This window comes from Neobacillus sp. C211 (assembly GCF_051842875.1).
In the GTDB taxonomy this organism is placed as follows: Bacteria; Bacillota; Bacilli; order Bacillales; family Cytobacillaceae; genus Neobacillus.
In genome coordinates this window covers 39526-63730 of sequence record NZ_JBPXRO010000025.1, presented here as the reverse complement: position 1 = coordinate 63730, position 24205 = coordinate 39526, and the positions used below count along the sequence as shown (strand labels likewise).

General features: G+C 37.6%; 25 protein-coding genes. 9 read left to right on the top strand and 16 right to left on the bottom strand.

The window, feature by feature from the left end; genetic code table 11:
- Positions 1–65: 65 nt before the first annotated feature.
- The 4 genes from ACSU6B_RS20955 to ACSU6B_RS20940 form a co-directional block, all read right to left on the bottom strand.
- A complete protein-coding gene (locus ACSU6B_RS20955) occupies positions 66–980 on the bottom strand; it encodes a phosphate ABC transporter substrate-binding protein PstS family protein (protein WP_410888238.1) in 915 nt (304 codons plus the stop codon).
- Between the two features lie 269 nt (positions 981–1249).
- Positions 1250–3310, bottom strand: coding sequence for a peptidoglycan D,D-transpeptidase FtsI family protein (locus ACSU6B_RS20950; protein ID WP_410888275.1), 2061 nt, complete (start codon positions 3308–3310; stop codon positions 1250–1252).
- A 209-nt stretch (positions 3311–3519) separates the two neighbouring features.
- Positions 3520–4737 carry an MFS transporter gene (locus tag ACSU6B_RS20945; RefSeq protein WP_410888236.1) on the bottom strand — a complete coding sequence of 406 codons (1218 nt, stop codon included), beginning with the start codon at positions 4735–4737 and terminating at the stop codon, positions 3520–3522.
- 111 nt (positions 4738–4848) lie between these two features.
- Positions 4849–5457 carry a superoxide dismutase gene (locus ACSU6B_RS20940; RefSeq protein ID WP_088088992.1) on the bottom strand — a complete coding sequence of 203 codons (609 nt, stop codon included), beginning with the start codon at positions 5455–5457 and terminating at the stop codon, positions 4849–4851.
- A 354-nt stretch (positions 5458–5811) separates the two neighbouring features.
- Between ACSU6B_RS20940 and ACSU6B_RS20935 the strand changes: the two genes are divergently transcribed.
- Positions 5812–6507 (top strand): Crp/Fnr family transcriptional regulator, encoded by a 696-nt coding sequence (locus ACSU6B_RS20935; RefSeq protein WP_410888234.1) that lies wholly within the window; start codon positions 5812–5814, stop codon positions 6505–6507.
- A 224-nt stretch (positions 6508–6731) separates the two neighbouring features.
- Positions 6732–6896, top strand: coding sequence for a hypothetical protein (locus ACSU6B_RS20930; RefSeq protein WP_410888232.1), 165 nt, complete (start codon positions 6732–6734; stop codon positions 6894–6896).
- A 209-nt stretch (positions 6897–7105) separates the two neighbouring features.
- On the opposite strand, the gene ACSU6B_RS20925 is transcribed toward ACSU6B_RS20930, so the two are convergent.
- A complete protein-coding gene (locus ACSU6B_RS20925; protein ID WP_088088995.1) occupies positions 7106–7588 on the bottom strand; it encodes a DUF456 domain-containing protein in 483 nt (160 codons plus the stop codon).
- A gap of 189 nt (positions 7589–7777) precedes the next feature.
- Here ACSU6B_RS20925 and ACSU6B_RS20920 point away from each other — a divergent pair, with 189 nt between their 5' ends.
- From ACSU6B_RS20920 to ispG, 3 genes are all read left to right on the top strand, one after another.
- Positions 7778–8551 (top strand): DUF1189 domain-containing protein, encoded by a 774-nt coding sequence (locus ACSU6B_RS20920; protein ID WP_214998494.1) that lies wholly within the window; start codon positions 7778–7780, stop codon positions 8549–8551.
- Between the two features lie 97 nt (positions 8552–8648).
- Positions 8649–8987 carry a hypothetical protein gene (locus ACSU6B_RS20915; protein WP_410888230.1) on the top strand — a complete coding sequence of 113 codons (339 nt, stop codon included), beginning with the start codon at positions 8649–8651 and terminating at the stop codon, positions 8985–8987.
- 116 nt (positions 8988–9103) lie between these two features.
- Complete coding sequence (gene ispG, locus ACSU6B_RS20910) at positions 9104–10204, top strand: flavodoxin-dependent (E)-4-hydroxy-3-methylbut-2-enyl-diphosphate synthase (RefSeq protein WP_214731935.1); 1101 nt, start codon at positions 9104–9106, stop codon at positions 10202–10204.
- A gap of 55 nt (positions 10205–10259) precedes the next feature.
- On the opposite strand, the gene ACSU6B_RS20905 is transcribed toward ispG, so the two are convergent.
- Positions 10260–10742, bottom strand: coding sequence for a hypothetical protein (locus tag ACSU6B_RS20905; RefSeq protein ID WP_308162473.1), 483 nt, complete (start codon positions 10740–10742; stop codon positions 10260–10262).
- 172 nt (positions 10743–10914) lie between these two features.
- On the opposite strand from ACSU6B_RS20905, the gene ACSU6B_RS20900 reads away from it, so the two are divergent.
- Positions 10915–11517 carry a 5' nucleotidase, NT5C type gene (locus ACSU6B_RS20900; protein WP_410888228.1) on the top strand — a complete coding sequence of 201 codons (603 nt, stop codon included), beginning with the start codon at positions 10915–10917 and terminating at the stop codon, positions 11515–11517.
- 44 nt (positions 11518–11561) lie between these two features.
- Here the strand turns inward: ACSU6B_RS20900 and ACSU6B_RS20895 are convergent, their stop codons facing one another.
- The 3 genes from ACSU6B_RS20895 to ACSU6B_RS20885 are packed head-to-tail and all read right to left on the bottom strand — an operon-like array spanning position 11562 to position 13589.
- A complete protein-coding gene (locus tag ACSU6B_RS20895) occupies positions 11562–11972 on the bottom strand; it encodes a Fur family transcriptional regulator (protein ID WP_088089001.1) in 411 nt (136 codons plus the stop codon).
- On the bottom strand, positions 11962–12819 hold the full coding sequence (locus ACSU6B_RS20890) for a metal ABC transporter permease (protein WP_214998491.1): 858 nt from the start codon (positions 12817–12819) through the stop codon (positions 11962–11964). Before ACSU6B_RS20890 ends, ACSU6B_RS20895 begins: the two co-directional genes overlap by 11 nt.
- A complete protein-coding gene (locus ACSU6B_RS20885) occupies positions 12816–13589 on the bottom strand; it encodes a metal ABC transporter ATP-binding protein (RefSeq protein ID WP_214998490.1) in 774 nt (257 codons plus the stop codon). The genes ACSU6B_RS20890 and ACSU6B_RS20885 overlap by 4 nt, the downstream gene beginning before the upstream one ends.
- Positions 13590–13762: 173 nt before the next feature.
- Here ACSU6B_RS20885 and ACSU6B_RS20880 point away from each other — a divergent pair, with 173 nt between their 5' ends.
- Positions 13763–14020: a DUF2624 domain-containing protein gene (locus tag ACSU6B_RS20880; protein WP_168245097.1), complete on the top strand. Its 258-nt coding sequence runs from the start codon at positions 13763–13765 to the stop codon at positions 14018–14020.
- A gap of 27 nt (positions 14021–14047) precedes the next feature.
- Here the strand turns inward: ACSU6B_RS20880 and ACSU6B_RS20875 are convergent, their stop codons facing one another.
- Both ACSU6B_RS20875 and ACSU6B_RS20870 read right to left on the bottom strand, forming a co-directional pair.
- Positions 14048–14941: a deoxyribonuclease IV gene (locus tag ACSU6B_RS20875; RefSeq protein WP_410888225.1), complete on the bottom strand. Its 894-nt coding sequence runs from the start codon at positions 14939–14941 to the stop codon at positions 14048–14050.
- A gap of 21 nt (positions 14942–14962) precedes the next feature.
- Positions 14963–16279 carry a DEAD/DEAH box helicase gene (locus ACSU6B_RS20870; protein ID WP_214998488.1) on the bottom strand — a complete coding sequence of 439 codons (1317 nt, stop codon included), beginning with the start codon at positions 16277–16279 and terminating at the stop codon, positions 14963–14965.
- Between the two features lie 259 nt (positions 16280–16538).
- On the opposite strand from ACSU6B_RS20870, the gene vrrA reads away from it, so the two are divergent.
- Both vrrA and ACSU6B_RS20860 read left to right on the top strand, forming a co-directional pair.
- Complete coding sequence (gene vrrA, locus ACSU6B_RS20865; RefSeq protein WP_410888223.1) at positions 16539–17198, top strand: VrrA/YqfQ family protein; 660 nt, start codon at positions 16539–16541, stop codon at positions 17196–17198.
- Between the two features lie 141 nt (positions 17199–17339).
- Positions 17340–18290 (top strand): 4-hydroxy-3-methylbut-2-enyl diphosphate reductase, encoded by a 951-nt coding sequence (locus ACSU6B_RS20860; protein WP_410888221.1) that lies wholly within the window; start codon positions 17340–17342, stop codon positions 18288–18290.
- Between the two features lie 37 nt (positions 18291–18327).
- On the opposite strand, the gene ACSU6B_RS20855 is transcribed toward ACSU6B_RS20860, so the two are convergent.
- The 5 genes from ACSU6B_RS20855 to dnaG all read right to left on the bottom strand — a co-directional run bounded on the left by ACSU6B_RS20855 (position 18328) and on the right by dnaG (position 24144).
- Positions 18328–19443, bottom strand: coding sequence for a Nif3-like dinuclear metal center hexameric protein (locus ACSU6B_RS20855; protein WP_410888219.1), 1116 nt, complete (start codon positions 19441–19443; stop codon positions 18328–18330).
- A complete protein-coding gene (locus ACSU6B_RS20850; RefSeq protein ID WP_214998484.1) occupies positions 19430–20149 on the bottom strand; it encodes a tRNA (adenine(22)-N(1))-methyltransferase in 720 nt (239 codons plus the stop codon). The genes ACSU6B_RS20855 and ACSU6B_RS20850 overlap by 14 nt, the downstream gene beginning before the upstream one ends.
- A gap of 75 nt (positions 20150–20224) precedes the next feature.
- The gene (gene cccA, locus ACSU6B_RS20845; protein WP_410888216.1) at positions 20225–20590 is read right to left on the bottom strand and encodes a cytochrome c550; all 366 of its coding nucleotides are present in this window, start codon (positions 20588–20590) and stop codon (positions 20225–20227) included.
- A 576-nt stretch (positions 20591–21166) separates the two neighbouring features.
- Positions 21167–22294 carry an RNA polymerase sigma factor RpoD gene (rpoD, locus tag ACSU6B_RS20840; RefSeq protein ID WP_168245105.1) on the bottom strand — a complete coding sequence of 376 codons (1128 nt, stop codon included), beginning with the start codon at positions 22292–22294 and terminating at the stop codon, positions 21167–21169.
- 41 nt (positions 22295–22335) lie between these two features.
- Positions 22336–24144, bottom strand: coding sequence for a DNA primase (gene dnaG / locus ACSU6B_RS20835; protein ID WP_410888214.1), 1809 nt, complete (start codon positions 24142–24144; stop codon positions 22336–22338).
- Positions 24145–24205: the final 61 nt, after the last annotated feature.

The window sequence follows — 24205 nt, the reverse complement described above, 5'->3', positions numbered from 1 at the left end:
AACTACGTCATAATAGGGTAAATGCACAATTGCATTTACCCTGTTCAGTATTTTGAACCTTTAAATTATTTATTTGTTTGATTTCCTTTAGCATCACGTTCTACTGTCATTTTTGTTACAGGAAGATATCCTTGTTCCTTTAATAGAGTGTTTTGGATATCATCGGACATCATGTAGTCAAGGAATGCTTTTGCAAGATCTTTAGCCTCACCCTTTGTATAAGAATGTTGATAAGCCCAAACCGGGAATTTACCAGATTGTACATTTTCTTCAGTTGGTTCTACTCCATCGATTGCAAGTGGAGTCACAGATTCGTCAGTGAAGTATGAGAATGCAAGGTAACCAATAGCACCGTCAGTTTCGTTAATAATCTTTTTAACAGTGTTTGAAGAATCTTCGGTAATTCCTTCAGCAGGTGTTGCTCCATCAAGTGCAAATTTATTGAATACCGCACGAGTTCCTGATGAGTCAGGACGGTTTACAAGAACGATCTTTTGATCTGCTCCGCCAAGTTCTTTCCAGTTCGTAATTTTTCCAGTGAAAACTTTAATTAAATCTTCTTTTTTAATATCTTTAATACCAACTTTTGGGTTAACAGCAGCAGTCATACCCACAACAGCTACTTTATGGTCAACAAGCTGATCAGCTGGAATACCTTCTTTTTCTTCAGCGAATACGTCTGAGTTACCAATCTGCACAGATCCTTCGGCAACTTGTGATAAGCCTGTACCAGATCCACCAGCGTTTACTTGAACATCAACATTTGGATTTTTTGCCATAAACTCTTCAGCAGCAGCGGCAACTAAAGGTTGCATTGCAGAGGAACCTGAAACGGTTAACGAGCCAGAAAGTTCTGTAGTTTTATTATCTTTATTAGCAGTTTCTTCTTTTTTATCAGTAGAAGCTCCACCACAGGCAGCAACAAGTACCATTAATGCCGCTAGAGTAAGTGCTAGGCCAATTTTCTTAAAACTTTTCATTTGTTTAATTCCCCCTGTGAATTTTGTTTGTTAGTTATTTGTTCTGCCTTACATGAATAAGAATAAACCACAACTGTTAACCGAGTTTTAATTAAATGTAAAGGTTTTGTAAAGATATGTTGAGTTTGTGTAAATCAACAAATTTCTCTAGATATAAATTGTCCTTAATACGTTAAATAAATACAGAGTAGAACATAAAAATATAAAAAACACCTGGCTCAAATTGAGACAGGTGTTTCAGTAATATTAATGATCAGCTTGATTTGGGTTTATTCGTTATTTTCTTCCTGTTGATCAGAGGTTGCATTTTTTTCTGTATTTTGACGCTCTTTCTTTAAGTCAAAGTACGCATCCAAGACTCTTCGGCCGATTAAATTATTGATGCTTGGCCCGCTATTCCCTTGATATGCCCACGGTACGACAACAGCCATGGCTACCTCAGGATCATCAGATGGCGCATAGCTCACGAGACTTAGGTTCATTACTTCTGTGCCACGCTTTGATTTATCAGATCCATCATAAAACGACTGTGCTGTTCCTGTTTTTCCTGCAGGGGAATAATATGCACCCTTAAAGGAACTTACAGCTGTACCGTCACCCACCTGCATGACCATTCGGAAACCTTCTTGAACCCGCTTAATCCAAGATTGCTTCATATCTAAACGATTTAATACTTTCGGCTGAATTTCCTCGACAATAGGTCCCAATTCATTATTTTCCATTTCCGGTTCGCGAATTTCCTTAACCAGATGCGGCTGGATCCGATTCCCGCCATTTGCGATTGTAGAGACGTACTGTGCGAGTTGGATTGGTGTATACGTATCATACTGACCAATGGAAAGGAAAAGAAGTAAACCAGGAGTCCTTTCAGGACCTGGAAAGCCGCTCATTTCATTAGGTAAGTCAATCCCTGTACGCGTACCTAAACCAAACTGACTAAATGACTGCCGCATAGTATCAAAGGCAGAATAATCTAATGGCAGCGGTTGATTTGGTCTATACTGTCCACCAGCCATTGCTATAACGGTTTTCCACATATATACGTTTGAGGAAACCTGTAGTGCTCTTAAATCATTTATCCGGCCAAATGTCCTCCATGAAGACATGACAGGTGAGCTAGCAATTCTCAAAGGCTCATCGAGTTGTGTAGAACCTGGTTGAATTGCCCCTGTTTTATAACCAGTTAAAATTGTTGCCCCTTTTACCGCTGACCCAACGTTATACGAAGTGGTAATATTTCCTCCAGCAAAGTCATTCATGACTGTTTTTCCATTTTTATCTTTTCCAATTTGTTTTCCAGCAAGTGATAGGACTTCACCGGTATGTGGATCCATCAGAACGACGAAGGCACGATCTAGAAGGGCGGTATTTGGTTTTTGCTTTGCACTCCACATTTCTTCTTCGATGATATTTTCTACTTTCTTCTGAAGGTCCATATCAATGGTTAAAACGAGGTCCTTGCCCCTTTTTCCCTCCGAAACCACTTCTGTAGAAAGAATTTTTCCCGACTTATCTGTTACATTTTTGACTTTTGCCTTTTGACCATGGAGTACATCTTCGTATTGCAATTCAAGATAACTTTTTCCAACACGATCATTTCGGCTGTAATCACGGGCCATATACTTTTCTAATTGATCCTTCGGGATCCCCGCTTCGGAAGAAGTTACTCCACCTAATATTGATTTTAATGTGTCACCATAAATTCTCTTTCGTTCCCAATCTGTAGTTGTATCAACACCAGGTAAACTTTCTAAATTTTCACTAACAATGGCGAACTCTTTGTCAGTAACATTAACTTTAACAATTTGTGGGGTTAAAGCATAACCACTATTAAATTGCCTGTAGATGGCAAGAGTTCTAAGTGTTTCACCTTTAATGCTGTTAATTTCTTTTTCAGTAATTCTATCTAATTGAAGTGTATATATTTGCTTATCGTCCAATTTTTTTTGTTCATATAATGCCCATTCTTTTTCGGTAACTTTTGCTTCGGCTTCTTTAGGATGTTTTAATATCCAAAAATCCTTTTTATCGCGAATCTGAACTTTTTTCGTATCAATATTGATTATTTTTGCTAATCGTTCTGCAGTTTGCAACATTTCCTTTTGATCCGTTTGTTGATATTTTGTATAAGTAATCGCGTTCAATGGTTTATTATCCATAATGATTTTCCCATTGCGGTCAAACATTTTCCCCCTGGGTACGGGATTATTAACAGTAATAGCTTCCGTCCGTTCAATTTCACGTTTAAAATCATCACCAAATACTATCTGTAATTCACCAAGTCTAAGTATAAGGATAGAAAATAGCAAAAACACGACAAAGAATAACATGTTTAAACGAAAGGGCACATGTTGCTTCTTTTTTTTCTTTTTATTATTCAAGGTATATAAACACTTCCTTTTTTCACGGCTTAAAGTCACTTTCTCTATTTTAAAGGATAATTCCGCTTTTATCTATGAAAAACCCTTACCATTTTCATCATAAAAGCCTCAGTGAAAAATAATGAAAAATGCGGTGAGTAAATAAAATACTCATCGCATTACGGTGCTGGTATATGTACCCTTTTAATAAAAAGATAGATGCATGTGTGCCCTGCACCCAAAGCAAGAAGTAGAATTGGTATACTGATTTCTGCATTAAACCAAGTGATAGCTGCTAAAAAGGATAATATGGAAACAATCCTTCCCAAATTCAAGAATATTTCCCGAACTACAATGTACTCAATCCTCATTTCTGCCGCTTTCCAACCTGTTCCAATCACATCATATGTAGTGGACATATATGGGACGAGCAAAAGCGGATAGGCAATTGCAATCATCCCGCCATAGATTAACAATTTGACAAAATTCACGTCCCATACAATTAACAGGACAGACGCATATAGGATAAGTCCACCAATAAGAATCGCTTTTTTTCGAAACTTTTGTTTAATTAACCTAGACGCAAGATAATACGCTATAAATGATATTCCTGAATTAAGGAGACCAAATGTACCTAAAGACAGTTCACTTCCCGTCGAAATATAAACAAGCACTGATATGACAAATGCAAAGGTCCCTTCCCTCAGTCCCTGGAAAAAGTGAGCGTTTGTAATCAAACGCCAATTTTCATTTTGTTTTCTTTCATTAAGAATCTGTTTAAAACAATAGCTTCCTGCCGATGGTCGTGGTTTCAAGGAAAAACTCATAAAAACCGCAAGTGCAAATAAAGCCAGCGACATCCCAAAAACAATGGTATATCCAGTGAATTTGTCAAATCTAGTTATGATGATTCCAGCAGCGATTGGTCCAATCATTCCACCCGCAGACGATAATATCCCTAAAAAACCATTAAAAAAATCTCTCGTATCTGGTTCGGTGATTTCAAATGTTAGCACATTATATGCAAGCCAATAAAAACCATATCCTACTCCTAACAGACTTCCTAATAAAAGTAAATAAGTAGAAGCCTTTGTGCCAGCGATTAAAACCATGACATAAAATAACGCTAAAAAAATCACACCGATTCTAAGCACGATTACTCTGTCAATTTTCTTGGCCCATCGGCCAGCTAAAATGAAGGTGAGCAGTTGTAAAACAACAATCGATAAATTAAAAAGGGCGATATCTGAATACTTACCCGTTTGTTTCCAAAGATAAATATTTACAAACGTATTGGATAAAGCAACACTTAATGAATATAACCCACCAATAATAAGCAAAAGTAATAAATCTTTTGTTAGTTTAACATCACCTAGAATCTTAAATTTTTTTGCCATAAAAAACTCCCCTTTATCTTATGGGTAGTCTTTAACAAGCAAGTTTTTCTTATTCACTTATTCAAATCCAAAAAAAAGAAGACAACCAAAGCTGCCTTCTTACTATTGCTATTATTTTGCTTGGCTGTAACGTTTTGAAACTTCATCCCAATTTACTACATTCCAGAAAGAGGAAATATAATCTGGGCGTTTGTTTTGATATTTCAAGTAGTAAGCATGCTCCCATACATCAAGACCAAGAATTGGAGTTTTACCTTCCATTAATGGAGAGTCTTGATTAGGTGTACTTGATACTTCTAATTCTCCGCCAGACACAGATAGCCATGCCCAACCAGATCCGAAACGAGTAGTTGCTGCTTTAGCAAACTCTTCTTTAAAGCTTTCGAAACTGCCGAATTTGCTGCTGATTGCGTCAGCTAATTCACCAGTAGGTGCGCCGCCGCCATTTGGAGAAAGGATTTGCCAGAATAAAGAATGGTTAGCATGACCGCCGCCGTTGTTACGAACTGCAGTACGTGCAGCTTCTGGAACCGCATCCAAATTAGCAATAACTTCTTCAACTGATTTAGAAAGTAATTCTTCATTACCAGCTAAAGCGTTATTTAAATTGGTTACATATGTGTTGTGATGTCTAGTGTGGTGAATGTTCATTGTTTCTTTGTCAATATGTGGTTCAAGTGCGTTTTCTGCATACGGTAATTGTGGTAATTCAAATGCCATGATTATTCCTCCTATGTATATGGTGATTTTTTCAGCCTTAGAATTTAGAATATTTCTAAAGCTTTCCTTTTTAAGATACCAAAGTCAGTGCTCAGTTTCAAATATAATGCTTAGGCTCTTAACATAAATACCATGCCCGTAATGAAGGATTTTATTCTAAATTTTACTAAAACGTAATCCACTACCACTTCTAATAATTATTCGATAATTTGTCACCTTTCATCCAAGGGGCAATCTGTCAACGATTTTTGTCATATCCGACTTTTGTCACTACCAATTCATGTAAAGGCTCTATTGACACCTTGTTAATAATTTATTTTAATCAAAGAGAAGGGTGCTAAGGAGTGATTTTCCATGCAGAAAAGTAGTTATTCTATATATAATTTACTAGTTTACTTTTACGAAAAAAAAGAACCAATTCAAAAGATTAAAGCCGGTTCCGTTCTTTTTCAAGAGAAGGACCCTGCCCAGTATGTTTTCTTATTGCTTAAAGGAAGTATTTCACTTGGAAGAGTTCATTTAAGCGGCAAGGATTTTATCTTAAAAATCTTAAATGACCAGGAATTAATTGTAGAGTATCAACTTTTCAAACCATCTCCTCATTATCAATTTTACGCAAAAACGATGACAGATTGTGAAATGATCTTTATCAAGAAGGAACAATTTGAAGAATTTATTAAAAATGATCCGGAAGCAATGAGCGCTCTTGTTGCATGGCTAAGTACAGGTTATTTAAAGGCACAAATGAAATGCCAAGACCTAATTATGAATGGTAAAAAAGGCGGTTTATATTCTATCCTCATCCGCTTATCTAATTCTTATGGAATTAAGACAGTGGATGGAATTCTTATTGATCTGCCCCTAACTCATCAGGAATTAGCTAATTTAACCTATGGGACGCGTGAAGTTATTCAACGAGCCTTAAAAGATCTTCGCGAGAAAGAGATCATTACCTACGATAATCAAAAGTTTACCATAAAAAAACTCAACTATTTAAAAGAAGAAGTTGACTGTCAAAATTGTTCCTTTGAAATTTGCGGCTTAAATTAATCAAACAAAAGCCACCCATATAAGTAGCTCAGACTGTCGAAAAACTTTCGATAGCCTTTTTTTATTCTCTTTCTTTAATTATCCACCGCGTTAATTTGTTAAAATAATATTAATATAATAGGATTTTCAACTTGACTGTTGATTTGCGCTCCAATCAACGGTGTAGTATTCAATAAAGACCTTCAACCTCATATAAAAAATAATAAGAATCAGTGGTGAAATCAATGGTTAAGCCAAAAGAGTTTAGCCAAAGTGAATATGAATTTGTGTCAATTGATGAACTTGTTCCAAAAGATTTAGTAGGACTAGAAAAAAGTATGTTGCAATGCTTTAAGTTCATTTGCCTCCCTGGTGATTGGAGCGGAGGGCACTCGACTCCTGCGGGATAGAGAGGTCCTGGAGACCCCGCAGGCGCCAAAGCGTCGAGGAGGCTCCAGGATCTCCCCGCGGAAAGCGAGTGCCCGGAGCGGAAATCAACAGGCCATTTAGCAGGGGCAATCAATTAATAAAAATCGGGATCTTAGATTCAGACAAAATAAAAAATTACCGAGAAAATGACCCTTTCTCGACAATTTGATCCACCCATATAGGTGGCTTTTTACAAGACTAAAATAAAAAAATAAACTATCATAAGAATTTGAATAATTGTTTTTGTGATAACACTGCTTATAAATCCAATGACCGAGCCAAAACCAATTTTAATACTATCAGTGAAATTTCTTTTGTTGAAGATTAATTCAGCTCCTATTGCCCCGATAAATGGACCAATAAGGATTCCTAAAAAAGGGATAACAAATGGTCCAACGATAATCCCTATCGTACTTCCCCAGATTCCGGCCTTGGAACCTCCATATTTTTTAATTCCAATCATATTAGCAATATAGTCGGCAACAAATAAAAGTACAATAAACAAACCTTGAATCAACCAAAAGTACCATCGAAAGGGTTGAAAATTAAAAAAGACTCCATACAATAAAAAGCCTGCCAGTATAAATAACACACTTGGAACAATCGGATACACCAAACCAACAAATGCAACAATAAATAACAAAATGATGATACTCCAATAGACCAATTCCATTTTATCCATCCCTTATAAAACTTTTTCTAGATATTTTATACAGTGTACACTTTCCTTCATACGATTAAAACTTGGAATAGGTTTCAAAAATAAAATTTGAGTTGCTGTCATTCTTGTATATAACCTTTACTAAAGATACAATAGATGCTGGAGCAATCATTTATGATTTAATGTATAAAGGTGGTCATTATGAATATTTTCAAGCAATTGTATAAAAGTATCTACTCTCCTAAAGATATTGCCTTATTTCGATTCCAAGGGATAGGAAAAACAATATTATATGTTTTCTTCTTAACATTAATATCGATTCTGCCGTCAGTAATTTATTTAAGTACGGCACTTACCACGGGTGTCGATACGGCTAGAACCATTATTACTGACGAATTACCTGATTTTTCAATTCAAGACGGGCATCTAACTGCTGATACTAAAGTGCCCATTACATTAAATAAGGATGATTTTTCTATTATTTTAGACCCAACTGGAGCTATTTCTGCAGATGATATCCAAGATGAGGGAAATTCTTTTGCCATGTTAGAAGATCAATTTGTTTTAGCTGCAGGCGGCCGATTTGATACATATCCCTATTCCATGTTAGAAGGGCTAAACATTGCAAAGGGAGACATTGTGGATTTTATTAACACAATTAGCGGAATAAAATGGATAATAATCCCTGTGGTTTCTGTGTTTATCTACTTGTTTGCATGTGCTGGCAGTTTTATCGAGGTATCGGTTTTGGCTCTAATTGGTTTATTATTAAAGAACCTTTTAGGTAGGAAACTAAATTACAGGCAGTTGTGGCGAATGGCTGCATACAGCGAAACATTACCAACATTGTTTTTTACCATTATGGCGGCAATTAAAACAACCGTTCCTAACAGCTTCTTGATTAATTGGTTTGTTGTGATCATCGTTTTATACCTAGCCATAATTGAAATTCCAAAACCCAAAAAAGTGAACTAAGAGGCGCCCAAAGCGGGCGTTTTTTTTATTAACTTGTTCTTTTTACATTCGGACAAGCATAGCAATGTACAAACTGTCTTATTTGGAGGCTTGTCCGATGAAAAAGTTATTTGGTTTCTTATTAGCCGTTTTAATCATATATGTAATTTATATTGATTTAACTGTTGGCACGCTGCCTTCCTCATTCATACAGCAGGTGGATGCTAAAATCGAAACACAAAATACGGAGTTGAAAACAGAAACAAATATACCTTCTTTCGAAGCACAAGTTGAACCAGGTGAAACAGTGCTATCTATCGTGGAACATCAACTGGATAAATCACTTCCCGTATCGATTTCTGACTTAATCGAGGACTTTCGAAAATTAAATCCTGGGGAGACTCCAGAAAAAATTCAAATCGGGTCTACATATCATTTCCCTGATTACTCAAAATAAAGAGGATAGTGCTTATTCTTGTCAAAAATAGTGAAAGGCTGATAGAATAGAGTCGGATTGTTTTTATATACCTTATTCGAATCCCATTTTGAAGGAGCGAATTACTCGTGAGTGAAATATTACACCGCACAAAAACTCGACCAATTAAAGTTGGTAACTTAACGATTGGCGGGAGTAACGAATTATTTATACAAAGTATGACCACAACAAAAACACATGATGTTGAAGCAACCGTTGCTGAAATAAAGCGTCTTGAGGAAGCTGGCTGTCAGATTGTTCGGGTGGCTTGTCCGGATGAACGGGCTGCGAATGCCATTCCTGAAATCAAAAAAAGAATCAACATTCCACTTGTTGTCGATATTCATTTCGATTATAAATTGGCTCTTAAAGCAATTGAAGGCGGAGCAGATAAAATCAGAATCAATCCCGGTAATATCGGAAAACGAGAAAAAGTCGAGGCTGTCGTAAAAGCCGCGAAGGAGAAAGGTATTCCCATCAGAATCGGGGTAAATGCTGGCTCGCTCGAAAAGAGAATTTTAGAGAAATACGGATATCCAACAGCAGATGGTATGGTCGAAAGCGCGCTGCACCATATTAAAATTCTTGAGGATTTAGATTTCCATGATATTATCGTTTCCATGAAGGCCTCTGATGTAAATCTTGCCATTGAAGCTTATGAAAAGGCATCGAGAGCATTCGATTATCCCCTTCATCTTGGGATCACTGAGTCTGGAACCCTTTTTGCAGGCAGCATAAAAAGTGCGGCAGGTTTAGGCACTATTTTACACATGGGAATCGGTAACACACTACGTGTTTCCTTAAGTGCAGACCCAGTTCAGGAAGTAAAGGTTGCTAGAGAACTTTTAAAGGTATTCGGTCTCTCTTCTAACGCGGCCACATTGATCTCTTGCCCAACATGCGGCCGGATTGAAATTGACCTTATTAGTATTGCAAATGAAGTCGAAGAATACATTGAAAAAATTAAAGCTCCGATTAAAGTAGCTGTTTTAGGCTGTGCCGTTAACGGACCTGGAGAGGCCCGTGAAGCCGATATTGGCATTGCTGGTGCTCGAGGTGAAGGGTTATTATTCAGGAAGGGTGAGATCGTCCGCAAGGTTCCTGAAGCGCAATTAGTTGAGGAATTGAAAAAAGAAATTGACCAAATTGCAGAAGAATATTTTCAGAAAAAAGCAGTCGAAGATAAAATTACGAATTAACATCAAGAAACCCGGTATTTTCACCGGGTTTCTTTTTGCTCCTATGCAGGTTTTGTTAAAAGAACGGAAGAATAAAGATACCAATAACAATCGATATTGCACCGATACCAATGGCCCAGGCACCTAGTCCTGTGGCCCCTCTCCTTCTGGCAACAAAACCTAACACAATACCTGCAGCTCCAAAAAGAATAGGTAATACAAACAGTGATAAAATCGAAAGCGCTAAAGCAAGCGTTCCTAGACCTGTACCACCTGCAGCATTTTCCTTTTGCCCGGTCTGTTCCTTTCTTCGAATAAGTGGAACAGGAGCAGCTATTTCCGCTGCTGTTTCTTCCCTATATTCTGAAGATCGTATCGGAACAGAAGCACCAATGTTAGGGGTATTGTCATCTTTTTTCAATGTGTAATGGGCCTTAATAGGTGCGGCAATTTCTGATGCTGTTTCCTCCCGATATGATGTAGGAGAATTGGGAATATCTTGGCCAATATTTGCACTTTGAAGAGCTTCCTGCACTTTCGTGTCTCTTTCATCTGCCATCCTAATCCCTCACTTTCAGTAATAGGAGCATTAATTATTGTTTGCCTCTGTCTGCTTTTTAGTATGTTAATGTTTGCCTAAATTAGTTTTTTGTTTCTTTTCCCCCGTTGACCACTCAATTTTGGTAAACTAAAAGGAGAATCCTAAAAGCTATATGAAGGTGAGAGCAAAAATGAGAAAAAGGTTTGGAATCGATATTGATGGAACGGTTACATGCCCCAAATCCATCATCCCTTTTATTAATAAAGCATTTGACTTGAATATTTTGTATGAGGACGTTAATCAATATGAATTAACTCCATTCGTAAATGTTTCAGAAAAAGAGTTCGCCACATGGTTTTCTAAAAATGAACCCATGATTTATAAAGGCTCTCCTCTAGCAGATGGAGCGGGAAAAGTATTAAATAAATGGGAAAAAGAGCATGAGTTATTTTTCATTAGTGCACGCGGCTCCCATTTACTCGATGTAACCATCCAATGGTTCCTTGATAAAGGCTTAACCTTTGACCACATTGAATTAATTGGATCACATGACAAAGTAGCCACAGTGAAAAAGCATTCGGTTGATATCTTTTTTGAGGATAAACACGATAATGCTGTGATGATCCATGAAGAGTGTCAGATTCCTGTCATATTATTTGATACACCATATAATCAGGATCCTCTTCCAAAAGGTGTCATCCGGGTTAATAACTGGAAAGAAGCTTATATTTGGGTAGAAAACTGGGAAAAGCAGCAGCAGGTCCACAGGGAAATGGCTAGTTCCAGCATTTAATTTTAGATACAAAAAAAACAGCTTGTATGCAGACAAGCTGTTTTTTAATGACATTCAGGACAAAGACCGTAAATCTCAAACTTATGACCTGAAATATCGTATCCTTTTAAATTTTCACTTAAGTCGTTCATTGGGCAAGTTTCAATTTCTTTCGTTTTTCCGCAGGTCATACAGATAAAATGATGATGATGGTGATGTCTTGAACATGTAAAACGGAAATGTTTCTCTCCTGATAATTCTGTCATCTCAAGAATCCCCATATTCACAAACAAGGAAAGATTACGATAGATAGTATCAAAGCTCAGACCTGGATAATCATCTTTAAGCTGATCCAAGACGTCCTTAGCCGTTAAATATTTATCACTGTCAGCAAACAATTGAAGCATATCTTCTCTTTTACCAGTTTGTTTAAACCCTTTTTCTTTTAAGTATTGGATTGCCTCATTAACGTTCACCTGACGGTACCCCCTTACGAATTAAGAATTTTTTATAAAAAATAGAAAAAATTAAGATAAGAACAGCAATCATCACGATTGTTCCACCGGGAGCTAAATCTAAGTAATACGCAGTAAACAAGCCGCCAAGTACTGACACTTCACCAAATAGGACAGATAAAAAAATAGTTTGCTTAAATCCTTTGGCTAGCCTTATACTGGCAGCTACAGGTAACGTCATTAAAGATGAAACCAACAAAATTCCGACAATTCTCATAGAAGCTGCAATTACCAAGGCCACCATGACAATAAAAATAAAATGAATACTTTTGGCAGCTATCCCTGAGGCTTTTGCGTGTTCTTCATCAAAGGATAATAAAAAAAGCTCTTTATACAATAAAATAATCACTAAAATTACCAAGATACCGATAATAAATACGACCCATAAATCGGTTCTGCTAACTGCCGAAACACTTCCAAATAAATAACTAAACAAATCAGTATTAAAACCATTGGCAAGCGAAATAAATATAACCCCTAAGCCAATACCACTAGAGAGAATAATTGGAATCGCAAGTTCTTGGTAGTGCTTATAAACGCCTCTAAGTTTTTCGATGAACAGTGATCCCCCAACAGAAAAAACCATTCCTAAGTATAGTGGATTTACTCCTGCCATCATCGCAATATTTCTTTCAAGAAGCAGGCTCGCAGCTATGCCTGCAAGAGTAACATGACTGAGTGCATCCGCAATTAACGATAGTCTTCTTACAACAACAAACACTCCTAGTAACGGGGCAATAATTCCGATCATAAGCCCCGTTAAAAAAGCATTTTGTAAAAATTCATAGTGAAAAATTCCTTGAATCATTTTACAACGCCTCCGTGCTCATGATGATGGTCTAGCATGTGAACATCATGGCCATAAATTTTAGAAATACCATCAGCCCGGAGCTGTTCAAATTCCATTGTTTCCCCATGAAAATGCAAATGTTTATTCAAGCACGCAACATGTGAGACTTTATCCGAAATCGTCCCAATATCATGAGTAACCAATAAAAGGGTAATATCATGACTTTTATTTAAATCGCCCAGCATTTGATAAAAATTATTAACGTTCTCGGCATCAACGCCTACCGTAGGTTCATCCAGAATGAGGAGACTTGGTTCACTAACGAGGGCTCGTGCAATGAAAACTCTTTGTTGCTGGCCTCCTGAGAGCTCACCAATATTTCTGTTGCTAAACCCTTCCATACCGACTGCCTCCAAGGCTTCGATTACTTTTTGCGCATGTTCTTTTTTAAAAAACTTAAACATCCCAAGCTTTTTGGTTAGACCACTCTCGACAACTTCAAATACAGTAGCAGGAAAACCTGTGTTGAAGGAATTAGCCTTTTGAGAAACATAGCCAATTTTTTGCCAATCTTTAAACTTATTAATTTCCTTACCGAATAAAAAGATGTCCCCTTTTTGCGGCTTTAATAACCCTAATATCAACTTCAATAGTGTTGATTTTCCGGACCCATTAGGACCGACAATCGCTAAAAAAGAACCACTTGGAATAGTAATGTTAATGTCCTCTAGAACAACATCTTTTTCATAACGATACGAAAGTTTTTTTACTTCTATAATTGATTGCATAGTCAGCGCATCACCTTTAATTATAAGAATCATTCCGATTTAACCTAAAGTAGTATACAATAGGTTTTCTTGAATGTAAAGTCTGCCACTCCGGCATTCGTCGCTTTGATTCACAAAAATCTCTAATCACACTCCTGGAACTTCTTCATACATTAAGGTGAGGAGTGGTGAGGGTGACAATTTTTCAGAGCATCATTAATCATAAAATTAACACGATAACAGCTGAAGAACTGGTAAAATATGCGGATCAATTTAATATATCAGTGACTAGGCAGCAGGCAGTGAAAATTGCCGAATACTTAAGAGGGAAAAATGTGAATATATTTGATGATTCACAGCGGGCTCAATTAGTGAAAGAAATTGCTAAAACTGCCGGTCCAGCAACGGCCCGAGAAGTAAATAAATTATTTATACAGTTAACTAAAAAGTAAAAAGCTGTGCACTTGCACAGCTCTTTTTTATGATTGCATGATAAGGTCAAGCAAGTTCTCATTGAACTTTTGTTCCCGAAGCATATGAATCTCAAATTTATATGGGGCTTTTTTATTATTCTTATCCTCACCCACATATGGAGTTTCTAAAATCTTTGGAACATCGGTAAGCTGTGGATGGTGGACAATATAATTTAGGGCCTTAAAACCGATATGGCCAAACCCGATATTTTCGTGTCTATCCTTTCGCATCCCGACCGCATTTTTACTATCATTAATATGCAGTACTTTCAATTTGTTCAAGCCAACGATTTTGTCAAACTCATTTAATACACCATCAAAATCCTCAACAATATTATAGCCTGCATCATGAGTATGGCAGGTATCAAAGCAAACGGATAACTTATCACTATAGTTAACTCCATCCATTATCATCGCTATTTCTTCGAAGGATTTTCCACACTCGGAGCCTTTTCCAGCCATCGTTTCCAAGGCAATTTGTACTTGCTCTTTGCCAGTCAGTACTTCATTTAATCCTTCGATAATTTTTTTAATACCAGCCTCGGTACCAGCACTTACATGTGCTCCAGGATGCAGGACGATTTGCTTTGCTCCAATTGCCTCAGTTCTTTCAATTTCTGTTCGAAGAAATCTAACACCCAATTCAAAAGTATCTGGATTGGTTGTATTTCCAATATTGATAATATAAGGAGCATGAACGACAATTTCGGAGATACCGTTCTGTTCCATATGCCTCCGCCCTGCTTCAATATTGAGATCTTCGATTTTTTTTCTTCTTGTATTTTGCGGTGCCCCTGTATAGACCATAAACGTGTTTGCACCATAGGAAGCTGCTTCTTCACTTGCGGCAAGCAGCATATCTTTCCCACTCATCGAAACATGTGATCCTAATTTAAGCATACCTTTTTCTCCCTGGTTTGATTATTTTTTTCTTTGCTCAATCCTTCGTTCACGCTTTTTAATTTTATCCATTTCCCATTGCATTTTCTTTTTATAACCCGGTTTTACTTTGTTTGGCTTCTTAACCAACGATTTAGCTTTTTGATCGGCCTTATCCTCCTGCCTTACACGTGTCTTCCTTTTATTTCGTTCATCGACGGTAACAAATTCGTTATTTTTAAGATCGACATTCTTAAATTGAATCCCCATTTTTTCTAACCGGTTTAACGCATCTTCATCCGATGACTCATAAATTGTGAGGGCAATGCCCGAATTTCCGGCACGCGCTGTTCTCCCGACTCTATGGATATAAAAATCTAAGTCTGATGGGAGTTCGTAGTTGATGATATGGCTGACCCCTTCTATATCAATTCCTCTAGAAGCAAGGTCTGTTGCGACAATATATTGATAATCCAAATCCTGAATTTGCTTCATCATTTGTTTCCGTTCCCGAGGATTTAGATCACCATGAACTCGGCCAACTTTTAAACCTTTTTCATTTAAAAAGTATGCCACTTCTTCAGCCATTTTTTTTGTATTCGTAAATACAATCGCTAGATAAGGATTGTAGGCAAGAAGGGCATCATGAACGAGCTGCTTTTTACTCCGGTGTCTTGACGGCAAAAGGTAATGCTCTAAATTTTCTGCTGCTCTTCTTTTCGGTTCTATCTGAACAGTTTTTGGATTTTCCATATATTTTTTAAGAAAGGGTTTTAATTTTTCCGGGATCGTTGCTGAAAAAACGAGCATTTGCAAGTTTTCCGGCATTTTAGCTGCTACTCGATCCAAATCTTCAATAAATCCCATATCTAACATCATATCAGCTTCATCCACGACAAGCATTCCCGCAGTATGAACAAATAAAGCTTTTTCACTCATCAGGTCCTTGATTCTACCCGGAGTTCCAACAACAATATGTGGCTGAACCTTTAATTTTTCAATTGACCGCTGCTTATCCGTCCCCCCAATATAACATCTAGTCATAATGGATTGCTCTGGGCTGCAATGTGACGTTATTTTTAATATTTGGTGATAAATTTGAGAGGCAAGCTCTCTTGTAGGTGCAGTAATGACAGCTTGAACTTCCTGTCGTGACGGGTCAATTTTTTCGAGGATTGGAAGAACATAGGCAAGCGTTTTACCCGTCCCTGTTTGTGACTGACCAATAGCACTCTCTCCCTTTAAAACGACAGGAATCATCCGTTCCTGAATTTCAGTCGGCTCAGTAAAACCGAACTCCTTAACTGTTTCTATAATAAATGGTTGAAACGTAAAACGATCAAAACGATTTTCTTTCATATATTTGCTCCTTATAGTTAAAATCTCATGATTTTGGAGTAGTTTTCTTACTTTAGCAAGTGCAACACTTTCTATTCCATCATGCAATTATAGTCAATATTTCATCAAAACTCCAGTTATCTTTCGTTTTAATATCATTTTCTACTTTTTACTGACTTTTAAACAATTAAATTTGGTCTTTGTCCTGTGTATAATACCTAAACCAAATTAGGGTAAATGCATAATTTAAAGCATGAGGCAATTGAAAGGAGGCAACGAGATGCAACCAAGACCAAGAATGCCTATGCAGGGGCGAATGGGGCCAGGACCTTTTGGACCACATAATCAGATGATGAACCCTGGTTTTAACCCTTTTGGCGGCAGGAATCCAATGATGGGAGCCCCTTCCAATCCGTTTGGAGGAAGAAATAACCCCATGATGGGGCAAATGATGGGAAGGTCTAATCCTATGAACAAAGGCGGAGGGGGATTACTTTCGAAAATTCTCGGAGGAAGAAGCCAAGCTGGCGGCTTTATGGGAATGCAAGGAGCAGGAAAAGCAGCATCAGGAGGTGGAGGACTCCTCCAATCTTTAAGTAACCCTGGCGGACTAACTAGCATGTTGAACAATACGCAGCAGGTGCTAAAGACAGCCCAGTCGATTGGACCGATGATCCAACAATATAGCCCAATGATAAAAAATCTTCCTGCAATGTGGAAAATTTATAAAGGATTCAAAAATGCTTCAAAATCTACGGATGAAGCAACAGTAGAAAATAACCAATCAACTGATGCCGCCGTCGATGAATCATCAAATCATGAAGAGCCTGTAAATAGTACGTCCAATAAAAAAGGGCAACGTAAAAATAAGCAACAGCAAATACCTTCAAATAAAAGTCCATATCAAAAAGGAAGTTCTGTTCCGAAAATGTATATATAAATGAAGAATGCTGGAGACGGCATTCTTTCTTTTCTTCCTAAAACTGCTAAGGAAAATTGTATCTTTGTATTATTTCTATTAGTTTTATATAATAAACACGTAAAACTATTAAACACTGTCTTTTTTAGGAGGACTTTTTATATGCAAATTATCAAAATTTCACCACGCGGTTACTGCTATGGTGTCGTCGATGCCATGGTTATTGCACGAAATGCTGCTTTAGATAAAACATTACCACGCCCAATCTACATTTTAGGGATGATTGTTCATAATAAACATGTTACAGATGCTTTCGAAGAAGAAGGGATTATTACCCTAGACGGAAAAAACCGTAAAGATATTCTCGATAAAGTGGAAACAGGTACTGTTATCTTTACTGCTCATGGAATATCGCCAGAAGTTAGAGAACTCGCAAAACAGAAAGGGCTAGTAACGATAGATGCGACATGTCCTGATGTAACGAGAACCCATGATTTGATTGAAGAAAAAACAAAAGAAGGCTACCAAGTAATTTATATTGGAAAAAAAGGACATCCAGAACCGGAGGGTGCAGTTGGTGTGGCCCCTGATATGGTCCATCTGGTTGAAACTCCAAATGATGTAGAAGCATTAACGATTGACTGTGACAAGTTACTTGTCACAAATCAAACAACGATGAGTCAATGGGATGTGGCTGATACAATGAAAAAAGTTCAGGAAAAATATCCAAATGTGGAAGTCTTTAATGAAATTTGCCATGCAACGCAAATTCGCCAAGAAGCAGTTGCAGAACAAGCAACAGAAGCTGATGTGACGATTGTAGTTGGTGATCCAAAAAGTAATAATTCCAATCGCCTTGCACAGGTCTCTGAGGAAATTGCTGGAACAAAAGCGTATCGCATTGCTGATATAACTGAGTTAGAAATTGAGTGGATTAAGGATGCCAAAAATGTCGCGGTAACATCCGGAGCCTCTACTCCAACACCGATAACAAAGGAAGTAATCACATTCCTTGAACAATTTAACCCAAATAATGAAGCTACATGGGAACGACGAAAAAAGGTCCAATTAAGCAGAATATTACCAAAGGTAAAAAAAACTGAAGTGCAGTAAATAAAAAGAACCGAGTCTGTGGACCGGTTCTTTGCTTTTATACAAATTGGAATGGATCTGTATTTACTTCAGAAGGAAAAATCTCCACGGTATAACCCGTTTCTTGACACATCTTTTGTAATGTTGCCGTCAGGCCTTTTTTCATCACCTTTTCCACATTATGGCCTGGATCAATCATATTCAAGCCCTGCATTGCTGCATCATGGGCCGTGTGATAATAAATATCCCCTGTAACATACACATCTGCCCCTTGAAACTTGGCATTCATGAAGTATTTATTTCCATCCCCGCCTAAAACAGCTGCCTTTTTAATTTTAGTGCTTAAATCGCCAACCACACGGACAGTTGAAACTTCAAGTGCTAATTTCACTTTTTCCGCAAATTCTCCTAATGTCATTTCACGGACTTTCCCGATTCGGCCAAGACCGAGTACTTCTCCTTTGTTCTCCAGCGGGTAGACATCATAGGCCACCTCTTCATATGGATGCGCTTTGATCATAGCAGTAATCGTTTTCTTTAGAAGTGGTTCAGGAATAATGGTCTCGATTCTTACTTCCGACACTTCTTCTAACCTGCCTGCCTCACCAGCAAATGGATTGGTATTTTCACCAGGTATAAATCTTCCCGTCCCATTTGCGGAAAATGAACAATGGCTGTAATTTCCAATAAATCCTGCGCCTGCATTTCCTAGGACTTTCCTAATTACTTCTGCATGGCTTACTGGAACATAAACAACTAGTTTCTTTAGCTTTGTATCAAAAGTCGGCACGAGTACCTCTGCATCTTCCAACTCTAAAGCAGTTGCAAGCAGGTCATTTACCCCGCCTTTTGCGACATCAAGGTTCGTATGGGCTGCGTAAACAGCAATATCATGTTTTAATATTTTTTCGATCATTTTCCCTTGAACCGTGTCAGTTAGCAAATTCTTAAGAGGTCGATAAATAATCGGATGGTGGGCAATAATGAGCTGAACATTTTTTTCAATTGCCTCATCGATTACATTTTCCAGTACATCAAGGGCAATCATTATTCGCTCAACTTTTTTATTTAAGCGTCCTATTTGTAAGCCAATCTTATCCCCTTCCATCGCTAACCCTTTCGGGGAAAACTGTTCAAATAGTTGAATGACTTCGTGACCGTTAGGAATTTTCATTCTTTAAAGCCTCCTCTACCAGCTTAATTTTGGCGATCATCTCTTGTTTTTTTTCATTCGTTTCAGGAGATTGGCTGGCACCCTCAAGTGCTTCATAAATACGCTGCCAATTGTTTATTTCTGCTGTCCATTTTTTCTTAAAGGTTTTATCTTGTTTTTGTAGAAGGAATGGACCAACTAAAAGCCCCATATCAAGATTTTTTTTATAAGGCTTATTCGGATCGCCCTTTTCACCTATTAAAATCTCGTATATTTTCCCATCTTCCTCGAGTATTTCTTCGTCAATTAGTTCCCAGTTATTTTCAATAAACCATTTTCTGATAGAAATCGCGCTAATATTTGGTTGTAACACCAGGCGCTTGACAGAAGTCAGCTTATCTTTACCATTTTCTAGAATGTTTGCAATTAGGGCACCCCCCATTCCAGCAATTGTAATACAATCCACTTCACCCGGTTGAATAACTTCCAGACCATCACCTAATCGCACGGAAATAACCCCCGCTAACCCTTCTGCTAATACATTCCTCTCAGCCAACTGGAAGGGTCCCTTAGCAACCTCACCAGCAATGGCAAATGGTAATCCTTCATTTTTTGCTAAGTAGCAAGGTAAATAAGCATGGTCTGAGCCAATATCTGCGAGCCTCGCTCCTTTTGGAACATAGTTAGAAACCGAAGCCAATCTTGCTGACAATTTATCTGTATTCAATCATACCACCACTTTTTATATGTAATTTATATAGTATAAAAAAAGTCCTTTACAGATGCAAAGGACCTTTTCTAGTTATTTAATGTTTGCTAACCAATCTGCCATTGCAGCAGCCTGTTCTGGTTTAACAAGACCTGCTGGCATGACTGTACCCTTACCTTTTGTAACAATGGTCATAAGTTCTTCCTTAGAATACTTGCTGCCCACACCTTTTAATGTAGGTCCTACTACCCCTTGATACTGATCGCCATGACAGCCAATACAAGATTGCTTGTAAATGTCTTCTGGCTTTGATGCGGCAACCTCTGTTTTCTCATTACCTTCCCCATTTTCCTTAGCAACTTCTTTCATATCACCAAGGCCTTTGAAAGACAAAATTAGAATTAACACAAGTCCAAATGCCATGATGAGAACGAAAGGAATAACCGGATTTCGCTTCATGATATAACCTCCCTTATGTACGAACGTCTGTTAAATATTGAATAAAGTCTACAAACAACTACTATTTTACTTGAAAATGAACAGAAGGAAAAGCCCTAAACTTATTTTATCACTATAATCTTAATAAAAAAAAGAAAACAAGCCAAATTAGTGAAAATATCTAGTTTAGCCTGTTTATAAATTTGCTAATTTATTTTATTATTCATAGGCTCCCTGAGCAATCCCTACGGCCATTGCAGCAATCCCTATACGTGTTTGGCCCATCGACCATAATTAAAAACTGTTTAAGGCCTCTCTAAGCTTACCTAAAAGGTTCTTAACAGGTACTCAGGTATCTTCTAACAAACGTTCGGTTGTATTTGATAAATTCAAGCCCATCTCCTAAAATAAAAGAATAAAAAGCGAGACCATGAATTTTCTTAAGTCTATTTGCAAAATGAGAGACAATTCAGTAAAATGGATTCAAATAGAGAAAGTGCTTACATTTACTTAAGTGTTTCATCTGTGTATTCATTAATTGATGCATAAGAAAAAAGCCTACTTCAGTTATGAAGTAGACTATTCATTAGAAATATTTTATTCTAAGAAATCTTTTAATCGTTTGCTGCGACTAGGATGGCGTAATTTCCGCAATGCCTTTGCTTCAATTTGACGGATACGCTCACGGGTAACACCGAAGACCTTTCCTACCTCTTCGAGTGTACGAGTACGTCCATCATCTAGTCCAAAACGCAGGCGAAGGACATTTTCTTCCCTGTCTGTTAAAGTATCTAAGACATCTTCAAGTTGCTCTTTTAATAATTCATAGGCAGCATGCTCTGAAGGTGAGGTTGCATCCTGGTCTTCAATAAAATCACCAAGGTGGGAATCATCTTCTTCACCAATAGGTGTTTCCAGTGATACAGGCTCTTGGGCAATTTTCAAAATTTCCCTAACCTTATCAGGTGTTAGATCCATATCTTCACCAATTTCTTCTGGTGTTGGTTCACGGCCAAGATCCTGAAGTAATTGACGCTGAACACGAATTAATTTATTAATGGTTTCAACCATATGCACAGGTATCCGAATGGTCCTTGCTTGGTCTGCAATCGCGCGTGTAATGGCTTGACGAATCCACCAAGTTGCATAGGTACTAAATTTAAAGCCTTTTCGATAATCAAACTTCTCAACAGCTTTGATTAGACCCATATTACCTTCCTGAATAAGATCAAGAAAGAGCATTCCACGACCGACGTAGCGTTTTGCAATACTTACTACAAGACGGAGGTTTGCTTCAGCTAGACGTCGTTTTGCTTCTTCGTCGCCTGCTTCAATTCGGTTAGCCAGCTTAATTTCCTCTTCAGCAGAAAGCAAATCAACACGGCCGATTTCTTTTAAGTACATACGAACTGGATCATTAATCTTAACCCCTGGAGGGACGCTAAGATCATTTAGATCAAATTCATCATCATCACCTTTAGCTAATTGCTTAGGATTTGGATCTTCCTCACTTTCACCAACTAATTCAATACCTTGATCACCGAGGAACTCGTAAAATTCGTCCATTTGGTGTGAATCTAGTTCAAAATTAGCCAATTTCTCAGCAATATCATCATAGGCAAGGACGCCGGTTTTTTTACCCAGTACCGTTAACTGGTCTTTCACTTGTTCAAAAGTGAATTCATTCTCAACTTCTTTTGAACGGGCTGATTTTTCAGCAGCCATATGTCCCCCTCCTTCCAGAATCAAAGACAGTAAAATGGAATCTATAGAGATTTACGCAATTGAATAATTTCCATTGCAATTGCAGCAGCTTTACCAAGATCACTTTGTCGCTCTGCTTCTTTTTGTTCCACTTCTTTTTCTTTTATCTTTAACAATTTTTGATAATTCAACACCTGTTTGATATAATCAGTTAATTCTTGATTGCTTAATTCGTCATTTATGGACATCATTTCAATATTAGCAACCATTCTTCTAAGATTGTCATCATGAATATAGGATAAAAATGCACTTGAATCAGGTTGGAAATGATCCTCATAAAATCCTAACAGATAGGTTATTATTGCCTGATGTTCATCAATATTAAACGTGTTTCCTTGTAATAAATCCTGAACTTTATAAGCAACATCTCGATCTTTTAGCATGTGTGCGATTAATCGCCTTTCTGCTGTGTAATGCGCTGGCTTGAGTTCACTTGCTTTCTTAGGAATTAAAATAGGTTTATCAACAGGTTGGTTTTTTCCGGTTGTTTTTCTTTTATCAGCGAAGAAAATTTGCTTTTGCTGCTGTTTCAATGCATCTAATGAGAGTGAAAATTCTGCTGCAAGTTGCCGCAAATAATGATCTCTTTCAACCGCTTTATTCAAATTGCTGATTTCTTTAATTATCACTTCGATATATGCAAGCCTATCTCCTTCTAGCTGAAGATTTTTACCTCTGCGAAAGTAAAGAAATTTAAACGCCATCCATGTTAAGCCGGCTGCGATAACCTCATTTCGGAATTTCTCAGGACCGTTCTTTTTAATGTATTCATCGGGGTCCATGCCGTCTGGCATCATCGCTACCTTTATTTGAAAGCCAGCATTGTTAAGATGGTTCCCCGCTCGAAAAGCAGCTTCAATTCCTGCCTTATCTGAATCGTAACAGATGGTTACGGATTGGACACTTTGCCTTAAAAGGGCTATATGTTCATCTGTCAAGGATGTCCCCATTGTGGCAATGCCATTTTCCACACCCGAGCGATCTGCGGAAATTACATCGGCAAATCCCTCAAATAAAACAGCATATTGCAATTTTTTTAAACTTGGCTTCGCATTATGATAATTATATAAAATTTTACTTTTATTAAAGATTGGCGTTTCAGGACTATTTAGATATTTGGGCTCTTCGGCCCCGAGTGATCTGCCTGAAAAAGCAATCGTATTACCATTTCGGTCAAAAATCGGAAACATTATTCGATCCCTAAATCGATCGAAATAAGTCCCATCCCTTTCACGTTTGATAATTAATCCGGCTTTCTCCATCCATTCAGGTGGGAAATCTCTTTTAGATAGAAATTTATAAACAAAATCCCATGAATTTAGGGAATACCCAATTTGAAACTTATCAATCGATTCGCGAGTAAATCCCCTGCTCAGCAGATACTCTAAAGCCTGCCCGCCTTCTTTTGTATTTACAAGCAAGTGATGGTAAAATTTCTGTAACAGCTCATGAGCCCCTAAAAAAGCTTGGTGCTCTTGAGAAACCTTTTTCTCGCCTTGTCCCCCAGATAAATTAATTTCAAGGTCGATATTTACCTTCGAAGCTAGTTTAATGGCAGCTTCCTGAAATGAAATCCCTTCAAGTTCCATTAAAAAAGAAAAAACATTACCGCCAGCGCCACAGCCAAAACAATGGAAAATTTGTTTATCAATTGATACTGAAAATGATGGGGTACTTTCTCCATGGAATGGACATAATCCGAAGTAATTTCGCCCCTGTTTTTTCAGTTGAACATAATCGCTGATTACTTCGACAATATCAACAGCCTGACGAATTTGATTAATCTTTTCTTCGGCAATACGCTCTGCCATGAAAACAACTCCATTTGTACTATCAGGTATTCGGCAGGCAATCTTTAAATTCCTGCAAATT